Raw genomic sequence first — 14,004 nt, 5'->3', positions numbered from 1 at the left:
GTTGAAATTTTAGTAATTAAAAAAAGTTATATATGTGTGAGTTTTTTTTTTTTTGATATTTCCAATTATTTCTGAATTGCAGGATAATACAATCCAATAGCATTTTTTATTACTTTTTTTGTGTAGAGAAATACAGTTGTTCTAGTAAGAAATATATTTATATTTCCAATGTTTAATAGCTATTTTTAGTGCGATTTGGTATTAGTTAATATATAGTTGAAAAATAATAATACTATATAATTTGAGTTATTATGACTAAACATTCTACTAACCGCTACTCTATTATATCACTTATGCCTGAATTCATATTTTTAGCATTCATCATGTTAGTGATACCTTTATATGGTATAGAGATTGAATATGATGTTGGTAGTATGTTAATATTTGGTACATTTTCTATTATTATAGTTCTAGTTTTTTTATATATTTGGAATATAGAAAGGCGTGAGACAATTTTATATCTTCTATATTACTTAAGTAGCATAGCCACTATTTCTTCAACGAGTTTATTATCTGTGGCAATGTTATTTGAAGTTATGACATTAAGTGTACTAGTAATGGTTGCTTCTGGTTCTAATGGAACCAACAGAAGAGTATTTATGCATTATTCATGTATTCATTTTCTAGCTGGTGTAATGTTGCTTATTGGAGCGTCTGGCCAATTTTTGGGACCACTTGGTAGTCAAGATAATTATAAAGTATTTTTTCTAATAGGTTTATTAATCAATTGTGCTTGCTTTCCTTTATCTTCTTGGGTGACGGATACTTATTCTACAGCATTGAATAATGATACTATCATTTTATCTGTATTTACTACTAAAGTTTCAGTATATCTTTTGATGTTATTTTTTCATGGAGAAAAAATATTATTGTTTTTGGGTATAGCAACATCTATTTATGGGATAATTTTTTCAATATTAGAAAATAATATTAAGCGTTTACTTTGCTATAATTTAGTTGGACAGATGGGATTAATTATTACCACGATAGGATTTTCTGATGGTTATAATGATGATGGTGTTAGTGATATAATTATTCTACAAATAATTCTGTCTATAGTTTATCAGAGTTTGTTATTTATGGTTGCTACTTCTGTGATAAAGAGTACTCAAAGATTTAATCTTAGTGAAATTGGTGGATTATTCAAAAAAATGCCAATTGAAGCAGTATGTTCTATAGTTGCTATATCTAATATGGGAGCTTTACCTGGTACTGCTGGTTTTGTTGTGAAGTTTAAGATTATGCACATGATAAATAATATGAATTCTACAGAGGTGTTAATAGGTAAATTATTCTTGCTATGTAGTATGTTGTTATTTATGAGCGTTGGAATAAAGTTTTTTTCGTATATATTTGTATCTAAATCTACAGAAAGTCCTGTTGTTAAAAAGGTTTGTGCAGCATCTAAATTATCGATGTCAATATTGGCATTAATTTGTATATTATTCGGGATAGTATTCAGTTTCTTATTAGCGCGGGAAGATATTGGAAAGTGGGATAGTATTGTATTACAATTTGAGTTAATATTTGGAAGTATAGTGTTCTTTATTTTTTTCCCTCTCTTTTTAAAGGAAGAGTTAATTTTATTATGGACATTGATTGGGTCTATAGAGTATTGTTTATGCGTGTAGTATTGCTTGTTAACAAGTTTTTGTTATACATTTATAATATTCTTATTGCTATGTTAACCTATGTGTTGGGTAAGCGAGTATTATTATGTTCTAAGAGCAATCTGGAAATTTTGAGTGTACCAAGTGTTAATCCTTTGGGATTTACAATAATGCTAGGTATGTTGTTTATTATTGTTATGGTTGTCGTATACTTATGTTTGAATCTTTAACTAATAGTTTAAGTAATGTAATCCAAAGGATGCAGAGTAAGCATGTTATTTCTTCTGAGGACTTTGATGCTACAATGGAAGAAGTGAAAGTCGCTTTGCTTGAAGCAGATGTTTCTTTAGTTGTAGTTAAGGATTTTATCAGTAATGTTAAGGAAAAAATAGTTGGAGAAACTACTGTAAAAGGTGTATTACCGACACAAATGATAATAAAGAAAATCCAGGATTGTTTAATTGAGATATTAGGATCTGAAAAGTGTGAATTGAATATCTCTAATAAACCTTGTTCTGTTATTATGATGGTAGGGCTTCAGGGTGTTGGTAAAACTACAACTACAGCTAAGTTAGCGTTAAAATTGAAAAACAAAGGGAGAGAAGTACTAATGGTATCATTGGATGTCTATCGTCCTGCAGCTCAAAAACAATTGGAAATATTGGGAGAACAGATAGATGTTCAAACTTTACCTATTATTGAAAATCAAACTCCTATTGAGATAGTAAAGAGATCAGTGAATATTGTTCAACAGAATGATTTTAATGTTTTAATTTTAGATACAGCTGGAAGATTGCATATTGATCAGGTGATGATGGAAGAATTACAAGCCATTAGAGATCTTACATCTCCTAGTGAAGTGATTTTGGTTGTTGATTCTATGATAGGTCAAGATGCTGTAAATGTAGCTAAGTCATTTGATAGTAGTATAGGGATTACAGGTATAATTTTAACTCGTGTTGATGGTGATTCTAGGGGTGGTGCTGCACTTTCTATGAAGATGTCAGTTGGTAGCCCTATTAAGTTTATTGCTACTGGTGAGAAGTTGAATGATTTGGATGATTTTTATCCAGATAGGATTGCTAAACGAATATTAAATATGGGTGATGTTGTATCTTTAGTAGAAAAGGCTACAGAAGCTGTAGGTAAGCATGCTATAGATGAAATGCAAAAAAAAGCTCAGAAAGGTGAGTTTGATCTAAATGATTTAGTACAGCATTTACAAGCTTTAAATAAATTAGGTGGTATTGCTAATATTTTGAAATTTATTCCTAATTTTGGTGCTGATATAAAACGTCAAGTTTCTGTGATTGCAAATGATAGTAGATCGAAGCAATATATAGCAGCTATTAATTCTATGACAAAACAAGAAAGGAAAAATCCTAAGATATTGAATGGTGCACGTAAAGCTAGAATTGCAAAAGGTTCTGGGGTAAATATTAACGTTATTAATATGTTAATAAAGCAATTTAATCAAATGAGTACCTTGATGAATAAATTTAGTAAGCTTAAAGATACAAATTTTATGAATCTATTTAATGAGAAATAATTTTCAGTTTTTTGGTATATATTTCATTATAAAATATTTTGATGAAATTTTATATTCTACGTAGCTTTTGTATTTTATGAATTCTGCATTTCTTTATAACAAGTAAAACATGGCTGTACATAGTGGAGTAGTGAAAATTCTTTTTTAAATGTTTTGAAATCATTTCTGAGTAGGTGGTTATATGATTATTGAAACTTTACCTTGGGGTTTTTTATCAGTAATCTCGATGAAAAGTATATAATTAGGGTATAAATTAATTTCAAAAATTTATTAATTACTTTGTTGAATAGCTATAGATATTTATGTGAGTTTATTGTAATGATTGAAGTATGCTTTTAAATTATTAAAAAATTTTATTGCATAGTATGTGTTTTTGATGTGTAATGTAGAGGTCGGTTTTATAATATTTACTGTAATTAGTATTGTATTACCTGTGGTTTTACACGATAGTTTTAAGGGTATTTAAATATACATTGTGTTACTTTTTCGTATCTTCTTGTAAATATAAGGATGTACTGTCTGTTTAATTACTTAGTATTAGCAAAGGAATATGGATCATACGGATAAAAAATGTTCTATGACTGCTATAGTTGGAACAACTAATGCAGGAAAATCGACATTAATTAACATGCTGGTGGGACAAAAAGTTGCAGCTGTAACTCCAAAAGTGCAGACTACTAGAGTTAGGATGCATGCTGTATTGAATAATGAAAATGTTCAATTAATATTTATAGATACGCCAGGTATTTTTTCTCCAAAGACAAAATTAGAAAAATTTATAGTAAAACATGCTTGGATGTCTCTTAAAGGCATTGAAAATATAATACTGTTACTTGATGTAAAAAATTATTTGAATAAGCATGTTGAAAAGATTGTTAGTAGAATCAAGCAATCTAATATTAATGCTATTTTAGTAATAAATAAAATTGATATGGTATCTGTGTCATCAATTGATAGAGCAATAGAGCATATGTATTTATTACATAATTTTAGTAAAACTTTTACCATATCGGCATTACATGATATAGGATTAAGTCGTTTAACTGATTACCTATGTGAAATTTCACCTAGTGGTCCTTGGTTATATCCTGAGAATCAGATTAGTGATGCACCGTTAAAGTTTTTTATGGCTGAAATTACACGGGAAAAGTTATTTTTATCTCTACATCATGAATTACCTTATTCTTTGTCTGTAGTGACTGAAGCATTAGAAGAAAAGGAAGATGGAAGCTTAATTGTTAAGCAGGTAATATATGTAACTAAAGATAGTCATAGAACTATAATTTTGGGTAAAAAAGGAGAAATGATAAAGAAGATTAGTATAGAATCTAAATCTGATCTTCAGGAAATACTTGATTTGAAGATACATCTTTTTTTATTTGTGAAAGTTAGAGAATTTTGGCAAAATCATTTAGATGAATGTGTAGGATATGTTGAATAGTTTATTAGTTTTTGATATAGAAACAGTTCCAGATGTAGATGCTTGTCGTAATCTTCTTAGTAATTTTGATGATACAGTTGAGCTAAGTGAAAAAAGAGAAGCATTAATAAATTACCATTTGGAGATTACTGATGGTAAGAATCCATTTTTAAGACAACCTTTTCACAAGATAGTTGCTATTAGTTTTCTAAAAGCAGATATTAAAAGAATAGGGGAATATGAATCCTTTCATTTACAAGAAATACGTTCTGGTGGAAGAGTAGATTCTACGGAAAAAGATTTGCTAAAGGGGTTTTTTCAATATGTTTCATCTTTGAGGCCAAGATTTGTATCTTTTAATGGACGTATTTTTGATTTTTCAGTATTAAAGTATAGAGCTATGGTACATGGTATACAGGCAGGGTGTTTGTATAAAATTGGGGATAAGTGGAATAATTATTTTCAACGCTATAGCATTGATTGGCATTGTGATCTATTAGATTACCTGTCTGATTTTGGTACTTCTGCTAGAATAAAGATGAATGAGGTATGTTCAGTATTGAATTTTCCTGGTAAATTTGGTATTGATGGGTCGAAGGTTGCTGAATTGTATGATAATGGTAAAATATCTGAAATTCGTGATTACTGTGAAACAGATGTAATAAATACTTATTTAGTATACTTAAGAATGATGCATTATCAAGATAGAATTACAACACTAAACTATAATGATAGCATAAGTGATTTATTATCATATTTGGATGCTAATGAGAAGGAACATTTCAAACAATTTAGAATTGAGTGGGATAAATCTTGTAGCGGTAATTTTTATCTTTAGGCATAGATCTATTGTATTTAGTTAATTAATTCATATGTTTACTAGTATATCATTATTATATTAGTGAATTTTTTGGAATCCATTATGCGAAGTGTAAAATATGTATTGTTTTGGTTAGGTTTTATAGTCTTAGTAACGCTGTTTGATGTTACAAAAGATGATATTACTAATAGAAAATACTTTAAATTTTTTCCTAATAGCATTACTCAAAACGCAAGCATTAATTACGTTAATGGAGGAGGAGTTGAATTTCGCAGAGCTAAAGATGGTCATTTTTATATAGAAGCTATGGTGCATGGTATTCCAGTTAATTTTTTAGTTGATACTGGTGCTACTGATATAGTCTTGTCAGTGGAGGATGCAAAGAGATTAAAACATCATCTAAAATACTTAAATAGAAAGAAGACTTATCATACTGCTAATGGTACAGTAAAAGCTTTATATGTAGAAATATCTGAAATGCAGGTAGGAAAATTTATTGTTAATAATGTAAAGGCTAGTGTGAATGTTTCTCCGATGCGCACTTCTCTTTTAGGAATGAGCTTTTTACAATATTTTCATTTCAATATGAGTGGAGACAAATTAACGTTAAACTCTTATTAAAACATTTAATATAATTGAATCAATGATTTTATATAGAATTTTTACGGATTTAGGTAAATGTTTCCAATAGAATAAATTTTATGTAGAAGTTTATAAAAGTATTAAGCAGTTAATTTACTTAAGCAGGTATGTTTTTTAGTTAGTTGTTATCATATTAAACTCTTATTAAAACATTTAATATAATTGAATCAATGATTTTATATAGAATTTTTACGGATTTAGGTAAATGTTTCCAATAGAATAAATTTTATGTAGAAGTTTATAAAAGTATTAAGCAGTTAATTTACTTAAGCAGGTATGTTTTTTAGTTAGTTGTTATCATATTTTACAACTTATAAGTTGGGAGTTAGTAAAATTATTATTTATAGTAATGTATGTAATACTGAATAAGCTTGATATATTAGGTAAATTCTATAAGTGTTGTCTGGAATGTAAATAAAGATTTTAAAAAATCACTGTACATTATTATAAAGAAGTATATGAGATAATTAAGGTTTATTGCCTACTATATTTATTCATTGTTGATTATGAAGTATTGATGTTAATAAGATATTTATTTTAAAATATAGGATTGTTTTAGTACTAAGTTTGTGATTGTCAAAAAAGACTGCTATGCTATTTGTTATATAGTAATATGTATTTTTTATTATCAGGTGTGGAATTTATGGAAGATAGGTTAAATCAATTAGTTGGTTTAATGAAGGAATATGGAATTGATGTATTGTTGTTACAGAATACAGATGAGTATCAATGTGAGTATGTACCTGTTAATAAGCAGAGAATAAAATGGTTATGTGATTTTTCTGGTTCAAATGCTACTTTGATAATATCAAAGGAGGGTAAGCAGAATTTTTTTACCGATGGTAGATATATATTACAAGCAGCGCAGGAATTGGACCTTAATTATTATCAAATACATAATGTTTGTAATTTAACTCCTTGGCAATGGTGTGTAGAAAATTGTTTATCTAATACTGTTATAGCTTATGAATCTTCTTTATTTACTTTAAGCCAAATAAGAAAGTATGAGGATTGTGGTGTTGTTTTAAAGTCAATAGATCAAATTTTGATTGATAAATTATGGATTCGTGATCTTACTGTAGAGCATAACATAGTACAACATCCTTTAAAGTATTCTGGTATTGATAGTTATAAAAAGTCTTGTAAAGTTGCAAAATATTTATCCGGTAAAGATGCTGCATTAATCACAGATACAGATGTTATTTCATGGATGCTAAATATACGTAATAAGAAGTTTCTTTATAATCCGTCGGTGTTATCTAGAGCAATATTATATAAAGATGGAAAAGTTGATTTATTTGTTGATAATGTGCATTTGGTAGATGTTAAGTATGAACATCTTAGTATATATTCTTTGGATGATTTATTTAATGTTTTGAAATCTGTAAAATCGATAGCTATAGATGCATCTACTATACCAATGAACATCTTTTTATCTTTACAACAACAAGATATATTAGTTCATGATTCAGATCCTTGTCTTTTAATGAAAGCTGAGAAAAATGATGTTGAAATACAAGGTGTAATTAACGCTCATATTAGGGATGGAGTTGCTGTAGTTAATTTATTATATTGGTTGAATGTTCAGTTAAGTAATAATCGGAGAGTTACAGAATTGGATGTTGAATCAAAATTGTTAAGTTTCAGGCAAGAGCAAGATTTGTTTCAAGGCGAAAGTTTTGCTACAATCTCTGGTTTTGGAGAAAATGGAGCTATAATACATTATAAAGCGAATAGTAAGACAAATAAGTTAATTTGTAAAAATGGATTGTATTTGTTAGATTCTGGTGGGCAATATTTTGATGGGACAACAGATATTACGCGTACTATTGCTATAGGGGAGCCTACATCTGAGCAGATTACCAATTTTACATTGGTTTTGAAAGGTCATATTGCCTTAGCAATGGCAGTTTTTCCTTTAGGGACTACTGGTGGAATGTTGGATATATTAGCTAGACAGTACTTGTGGAAATCAGGTCTTGATTACCAACATGGTACAGGCCATGGAGTAGGGAGTTTTTTATCAGTCCATGAAGGTCCTTGTGCTATTTCTTGCAAGAATAATATTGCATTAAACCCAAATATGGTCTTATCAAATGAGCCGGGGTACTACAAAAATGGTGAGTATGGAATAAGGATTGAAAATCTTATGTATGTTGAAAAGTATGTTGATGGTTTTTTAAGATTTAAACAATTAACATGTGTACCAATAGATTTAAAATTAATAAATGCAGATATGTTAAATAAAGAAGAAATTAATTACATAAATCAATATCATAGTTTTGTCTGTAATACTATTGCTCCATATCTAAATGAAGAAGTTAAAAGTTGGTTATATGATGCATGTGGTAGTTTGAAGAGGTAAGTAGGGTTTTATTTAATAATAATGACTTTTTATGTATTACAGTACTTTATAAATATATTATAATATTTAATATAAAGTAGTAAATATATCTTACTGTAAATCTGAGTTTTATTGATTACTTTATGTATGAAGAAATCTGTGTTTTTTGTAAAGGAATTGGAGATTTCAGTAAGCATGGTATTAGTATATTTATTGATATACAATTTAATAATATATCAAGTATTAATTATAATTGTATTGTGTAACCATTGAATAATATAGTTTTTTAGAAAAATATATAACGGTGTGTTATTTTATATAGAAAATATTTACAAAAAGTAGATAATGTTTTTTATGATTATAATGTGATGGTTATTTATACTGTGTTACTGAATTAATGATAACAGCGATTTGTTGGTAGGTTGATCAGATACTTTTATAATTTTCCAGCGAGCTGTTTTTGCAATATCTGCAATTTTATTACTCATAGCATATATAGTAATGCCTCCTATTTTATCTTGAATATTATGTTTTTTAATTAATTCAATCAATATTTTAGCAGTTCTGGAAGAATAAAGTAATATACCTAATATTTTGTTTTGAAACAAAGCATTGTAACAGCGGTTACTGAAGTGTTTTCTATCTATTGTATTGTATAGTATAATTTCTTGAAAATTTTTATAATAATGGAAATTTTTTTTAAGGTTGCATGTAACTTCTTTGCCTCTTATATATAGGATATTAGCTTGATTATGATTTCTTATATAAGATATAACGTCATTAATATTTCCATTGAGTGATTTTACGGATGTAAAACCTAATTCTTGTGCAATATTCATGGTATTGTTACCGACAGTAATAATATTTATATCTCGGTTTTTAGTAATTTTACTTAAAGCAATTATGCTGTGCTGACTTGTGGATATGATGAAATCAAAATCCTTTACATTGATTTTAGCTATTAAATATTTTATTGAAAACATTGGTTCGATATAGACATTGAAGCCTAATTTATTGAGATGTTCTTTGATTTTTATAGAATCTTTTTTTGGTCGGGTAACTAATAGAGATTTCATATAATGTGCTGTGTACTTGTTTAAAAAAAACATATCTCAGTATATATAGACAATCAACTTAATATTTATATTTAAGAGATATGTTTGTGTACAACTTGATAAGTAAACATGAATTACATAGTACCCTAATTTTATGCTAAAATCTACCTAGCTGTCGTACTAGGTACTTACTTTATCTATGTACTTTTTTATTTTACATTGTGTTAATTTGATATTAATTATACTTAAATTTATTGATCATTATTATTAGTAGTAATTTTATACTATGTTATAAAAGAATATTATATGAAGTTCATGTATCGAATAAGACATGCTGTAATAGTAATTCTATTTTTTACTATATTGATTGTTCCATATGTATCAGTAGTAGCTGAGTGTGCGAAATATGATCGTAAAGATATTGTAGTTGGATTATTATCCACTGAATTTATTAGCTATCCTAATGAATATAGAACGGCTGTGGGAATTACACAATTACTTGAAAGTTATGGGGTTCGTGTAGTTCTGATGGATTATAAGATAATTATGCAGTTAGTTAGGGATGAGGCAATAAGGGTTAATGAAATTCATAAAACACATTACGGAGTGTCCAGATACGTTATAGAAAGTGTTGTTGCAAGGTTTATAGAAGAACATAATATCAATAGAATATTTATACCAGGAAACTATTATAATATTAGTTCTCCACCAATTGCTCCATCTTTAGATAGACAACTAGTTACTAATGCTATTGTTAGGGTAGTTTATGATAAGAATCATTGTATACATCTTCTTGGTATTTGTGGTGGTTTGCAAGGCATAATGTATGCAAATGGCATTAGAATTACGAGAGTGGAAAATATAATTAATTCTCATGTTTCGGTAGAATCACATACTATTTCAATGCCTGATCCTAGAAGTGTGGATGCTAATTTACATCAAATCAAAATTTTTCCTAATAGTAGGCTATCAAGTATTGTAGCTAATTTGAAGTTAGATAAGAATCAAATTATATATTTTCCAGATGCACATTCAGAAGCAATCGATAATGATGTAGAGAATGTAATGAAAATGTATAATTTAGGGTATAGGATTGTTGCTGTATCAGAAGATGGTATTATAGAAGCAATTGAAGATAAATATGGTAATATATATTTTCAATTCCATCCAGAATATCTGATGATGAATGCTGAAAGAAAACTTGGAGATAGTACAGGTAGAGATACATCAATTATACTTGCAGATGCAATAATTAAAGATTTTCTTTTTCGAGATTGAAGAAATTAGATATAAAAAAATAGGTTATATTGATGAATATGTATTTGAAAAAAAGACTATAATTTATTTGTTTCATTATAGTTTTTTTACATTGTTTTTACTTATTTATGTAATGTAAGTGATGATAATAGTTATATCTTAGATAATTCTGATCTTAAGTAGATTTTATATCTTTTTGTATAAATTGATATCATAGTGATTTTATAATAGTAGTGATCTATTATTTATTTTATTAGTACATATAAAAAATTTAAAAAGTGTAGAGCATGTAATCCAAGAATAGTCAACTTTATTACTGTATAGGAGAATTAATAAATATGTTTTCATATTAATGTTATTGATTTTCTCTAAAGTAGACTAGCAAGTTATGTATTTGCTGAGTATGTAATTGGTAAATAGATTTGTAAGTAAAGATGTAAATTTTGATTCTTTTGTTATAATAAAATAGCTCTGTTATTAAAACATTTAGCATGATAGCTGAAATTTTGCTTCCAGTACCGATTAATAAAACATTTTATTACACTGTTCCAGAAAATCAGTTGTTTTTTGTTGGTGAATATGTTCTTGTACCTTTTGGTTTTAGGACTATGGTAGGTATTATATTGAAACTGAGTGACACAATACCTTCAGGTTGTAATATAGAAAAATTGCAGTTAAGGGTTATAATTTCTAAAAGTTCTTTGCCAAGAGTTAATATTGCATTTCTTAATTTTATCAAGTGGGTAGGCAACTATAATATTGTTCCAGCAGGTTTAGTATTAAAAATGGTATTCAGTAATGTAATACACGCTAAGTCTTTTTATAAGTTAGAATTTTCTGTAAAGAAAAATGATAGATATAATGATGTAGAAATTATGTTATCAGATGAGCAGAGGGCTGCATATAATAATATTGTTAATAAAATTTCAGATTATTCAGTTATAGTGCTAGATGGAGAAACTGGTTCTGGAAAAACTGAAGTTTATTGTAAAGTTATACGTGAATTAATAAAGAGGGATAGTACAGCACAAGCATTAATTTTGCTTCCAGAGATAGTATTAACATTACAATTAATAAAGCGTATAAAGCATTATTTTGATAATTATTACCCAGTAGAATGGCATTCAAATTTAACATTAAGGAATCGTAGAGAATATTGGTTATCAATAGCACATGGTCAATCTTTAATTGTAATAGGTGCAAGATCTGCTTTATTTCTACCATATAAAAATCTTAAGATAATCATTGTAGATGAAGAACATGACTCATCGTTTAAACAAGAATGTGGAGTGCTCTATAATGCACGTGATATGTCTATTGTATTGGCAAAGAGCTTGAATATACCAATAATTTTATCTTCTGCTACTCCGTCTTTGGAGGCAATCAATAATGTGTTAAAGTCTCAGTATTATCATGTGAAATTGAGGCAAAGATTTGGGAACGCTAAGTTACCATCAGTAGGGATTGTTGATTTATGTAAAAGCAAGATGGTTAATTCATGGTTATCGGACAAGCTTTATAATAAAATATTGGAAGTTTTGCAAAGACAAGACCAAGTTATGCTTTTCTTGAATCGTCGTGGATATGCAAAATTAAGATTATGTAAGGCTTGTGGTTTTAAAATACATTGTAAAAATTGTGCTACTTGGCTTGTAGAACATAAAAGAAAAAATGTGTTATTGTGTCATTATTGTGGATATTCTTGCATAATGCAGAATGTATGTACTAATTGTTCAGAATCATCTCTTGTATCATATGGAATAGGTGTAGAAAAAGTAGAAGAAGACATTATTGCACTGATACCGAATGCTAAAATTGCAGTAATTAGCAGTGATATTAGTCATAAGGATATCAGTGTTATGATTGATTTAATTATGCGTAGTGAGGTGAATATTATTATTGGTACTCAAGTAATAGCAAAAGGTCATAATTTTCCTAAGTTGACACTAGTTGGCGTAATAGATGCCGACTTAGGATTGAATAATAGTGATTTGCGTGCTACAGAGAGAACCTATCAACTATTACATCAAGTGTCAGGACGTTCTGGTAGGTTTGCAGATAACGGTGAAGTAATTTTACAAACTTATGATGTTAATAGTCCTTTAATAAAATCACTGTCATCTTATAATCGCGAACTATTTTATAATTTAGAACTAGAATCTAGGTTACTAACTAATATGCCACCATATACAAGGTTGATAGGTATAATAGTTAGTGGGAAGAATGAAGCTCATGTAGTAAATATATCAAAACAAATAGTAAAAAGTCTTCCGAATACCTTGACTGTTCTAGGTCCAGCTCCTGCTCCTATAAGTTTCTTGAATATGCAGTATAGGTATAGGATTTTGATTAAAGTACAGAGTAATGTTATGATACAAAAACTACTTGCTAAGTATAAGGAGTATTATACGAAATCAAATAAAATAAAAATTACCATAGATGTTGATCCAGTAAATTTTATGTAGATTACTACTAAGATAGTATATAGACTTAATAATTATATATGATGCTTGTTGTGTTGTAATTAATTTTGTGTTTTTGATTGGGTATGTCTATTTGATTACAATTAGTTATTTGTTAATGAGCATTAAAAATTGCTTTATAATATTAAGTGATATTATGGTTTGGTCAAATTAGTTGCATTTTCATAGTAGTTAGCTGTTTTAAACCTCAATAATCTGAAGAATTTGTGTTTGACTAATGTTACTGTATTGTTATAATAAATGCCTATTAGTTAGTGTTTTAGGTTTGTAAAATGAGTAGGGTTTGTGATATTACAGGTCAAGGAAAGTCTTTTGGAAACAGGGTATCGCACTCTAATCGTAAAACTAAAAGGGCTTATTTAGTCAACTTACATAATGTTACTTTAGTAAGTGATATTTTAAATAGGAAGTTTAAGTTAAAAATATCTAGTCGTACTCTAAGAACAGTAAATTATAAAGGTGGTTTTGATATGTATTTGCTTAATACATCATCTAGAAAATTGACTGATAAAGCTCAAAAGATTAAAAAGCTTGTGAAAAATGCTGTAGCAAGAGGTGTAAAAGTTACTTTATAGTTTTTTAATCTAATCTAATTCTTTTTTTCTTGTATATAAGATGTTATAAAAAGGACAATGACTTAATGTTGTTTTCTACAGTATGTTTGTACAATATTATGCTAATGTCAGTATTCTTGGTAAAGCGTATTGTAGTTATAAGTGAGTTCTAATTCACATTATAAATGTTGCACTGGATATTATATGGAGATGTTAACAACTAAAATATACCATCTGCAAAAACATATTTAGTGCTATAGTAATTATTTC

At 28.0% G+C, this 14,004-nt stretch carries 10 protein-coding genes; 9 read left to right on the top strand and 1 reads right to left on the bottom strand.

All coding sequences use genetic code 11. The features are described 5' to 3' along the window. The first annotated feature begins 251 nt into the window (after nt 1-251). The 6 genes from MR76_RS02760 to MR76_RS02735 all read left to right on the top strand — a co-directional run bounded on the left by MR76_RS02760 (nt 252) and on the right by MR76_RS02735 (nt 8,406). A complete protein-coding gene (locus MR76_RS02760) occupies nt 252-1,631 on the top strand; it encodes a proton-conducting transporter transmembrane domain-containing protein (RefSeq protein WP_235111244.1) in 1,380 nt (459 codons plus the stop codon). Nucleotides 1,632-1,824: 193 nt separating this feature from the next. Continuing rightward, nucleotides 1,825-3,159 (top strand): signal recognition particle protein, encoded by a 1,335-nt coding sequence (gene ffh / locus MR76_RS02755; protein WP_024072174.1) that lies wholly within the window; start codon nt 1,825-1,827, stop codon nt 3,157-3,159. A gap of 550 nt (nt 3,160-3,709) precedes the next feature. Then, nucleotides 3,710-4,600 carry a GTPase Era gene (gene era, locus MR76_RS02750; RefSeq protein WP_024072173.1) on the top strand — a complete coding sequence of 297 codons (891 nt, stop codon included), beginning with the start codon at nt 3,710-3,712 and terminating at the stop codon, nt 4,598-4,600. Continuing rightward, nucleotides 4,590-5,417: a 3'-5' exonuclease gene (locus MR76_RS02745; RefSeq protein WP_024072172.1), complete on the top strand. Its 828-nt coding sequence runs from the start codon at nt 4,590-4,592 to the stop codon at nt 5,415-5,417. Before era ends, MR76_RS02745 begins: the two co-directional genes overlap by 11 nt. 84 nt (nt 5,418-5,501) lie before the next feature. Next, entirely contained in the window at nt 5,502-6,020 is a 519-nt protein-coding gene (locus MR76_RS02740) for a retropepsin-like aspartic protease family protein (RefSeq protein ID WP_024072171.1), read from the top strand. Between the two features lie 664 nt (nt 6,021-6,684). Continuing rightward, the gene (locus tag MR76_RS02735) at nt 6,685-8,406 is read left to right on the top strand and encodes an aminopeptidase P family protein (RefSeq protein WP_024072170.1); all 1,722 of its coding nucleotides are present in this window, start codon (nt 6,685-6,687) and stop codon (nt 8,404-8,406) included. Nucleotides 8,407-8,771: 365 nt separating this feature from the next. On the opposite strand, the gene MR76_RS02730 is transcribed toward MR76_RS02735, so the two are convergent. Next, nucleotides 8,772-9,461, bottom strand: coding sequence for a uroporphyrinogen-III synthase (locus tag MR76_RS02730; RefSeq protein WP_024072168.1), 690 nt, complete (start codon nt 9,459-9,461; stop codon nt 8,772-8,774). Nucleotides 9,462-9,755: 294 nt separating this feature from the next. Here MR76_RS02730 and MR76_RS02725 point away from each other — a divergent pair, with 294 nt between their 5' ends. The 3 genes from MR76_RS02725 (at nt 9,756) to rpmB (ending at nt 13,755) form a co-directional block, all read left to right on the top strand. Further along, a complete protein-coding gene (locus MR76_RS02725; RefSeq protein ID WP_235111243.1) occupies nt 9,756-10,718 on the top strand; it encodes a gamma-glutamyl-gamma-aminobutyrate hydrolase family protein in 963 nt (320 codons plus the stop codon). Nucleotides 10,719-11,188: 470 nt separating this feature from the next. Continuing rightward, nucleotides 11,189-13,162 carry a replication restart helicase PriA gene (gene priA / locus MR76_RS02720; protein WP_024072166.1) on the top strand — a complete coding sequence of 658 codons (1,974 nt, stop codon included), beginning with the start codon at nt 11,189-11,191 and terminating at the stop codon, nt 13,160-13,162. Between the two features lie 290 nt (nt 13,163-13,452). After that, complete coding sequence (gene rpmB / locus MR76_RS02715) at nt 13,453-13,755, top strand: 50S ribosomal protein L28 (RefSeq protein WP_024072165.1); 303 nt, start codon at nt 13,453-13,455, stop codon at nt 13,753-13,755. Nucleotides 13,756-14,004: the final 249 nt, after the last annotated feature.

The organism is Ehrlichia muris AS145 (assembly GCF_000508225.1).
Classification (GTDB): Bacteria; Pseudomonadota; Alphaproteobacteria; order Rickettsiales; family Anaplasmataceae; genus Ehrlichia; species Ehrlichia muris.
The sequence above is the reverse complement of the archived record's forward strand: the minus strand, read 5'-3'. Positions and strand labels throughout refer to the sequence as shown.

Coding starts and splice junctions, on each gene's coding strand:
- era (WP_024072173.1), top strand. CDS start 3,710: ATGGATCATACGGATAAAAAATGTTCTATGACTGCTATAGTTGGAACA.
- MR76_RS02730 (WP_024072168.1), bottom strand. CDS start 9,461: ATGAAATCTCTATTAGTTACCCGACCAAAAAAAGATTCTATAAAAATC.
- MR76_RS02735 (WP_024072170.1), top strand. CDS start 6,685: ATGGAAGATAGGTTAAATCAATTAGTTGGTTTAATGAAGGAATATGGA.
- priA (WP_024072166.1), top strand. CDS start 11,189: ATGATAGCTGAAATTTTGCTTCCAGTACCGATTAATAAAACATTTTAT.
- ffh (WP_024072174.1), top strand. CDS start 1,825: ATGTTTGAATCTTTAACTAATAGTTTAAGTAATGTAATCCAAAGGATG.
- MR76_RS02740 (WP_024072171.1), top strand. CDS start 5,502: ATGCGAAGTGTAAAATATGTATTGTTTTGGTTAGGTTTTATAGTCTTA.
- MR76_RS02725 (WP_235111243.1), top strand. CDS start 9,756: ATGTATCGAATAAGACATGCTGTAATAGTAATTCTATTTTTTACTATA.
- MR76_RS02760 (WP_235111244.1), top strand. CDS start 252: ATGACTAAACATTCTACTAACCGCTACTCTATTATATCACTTATGCCT.
- rpmB (WP_024072165.1), top strand. CDS start 13,453: ATGAGTAGGGTTTGTGATATTACAGGTCAAGGAAAGTCTTTTGGAAAC.
- MR76_RS02745 (WP_024072172.1), top strand. CDS start 4,590: ATGTTGAATAGTTTATTAGTTTTTGATATAGAAACAGTTCCAGATGTA.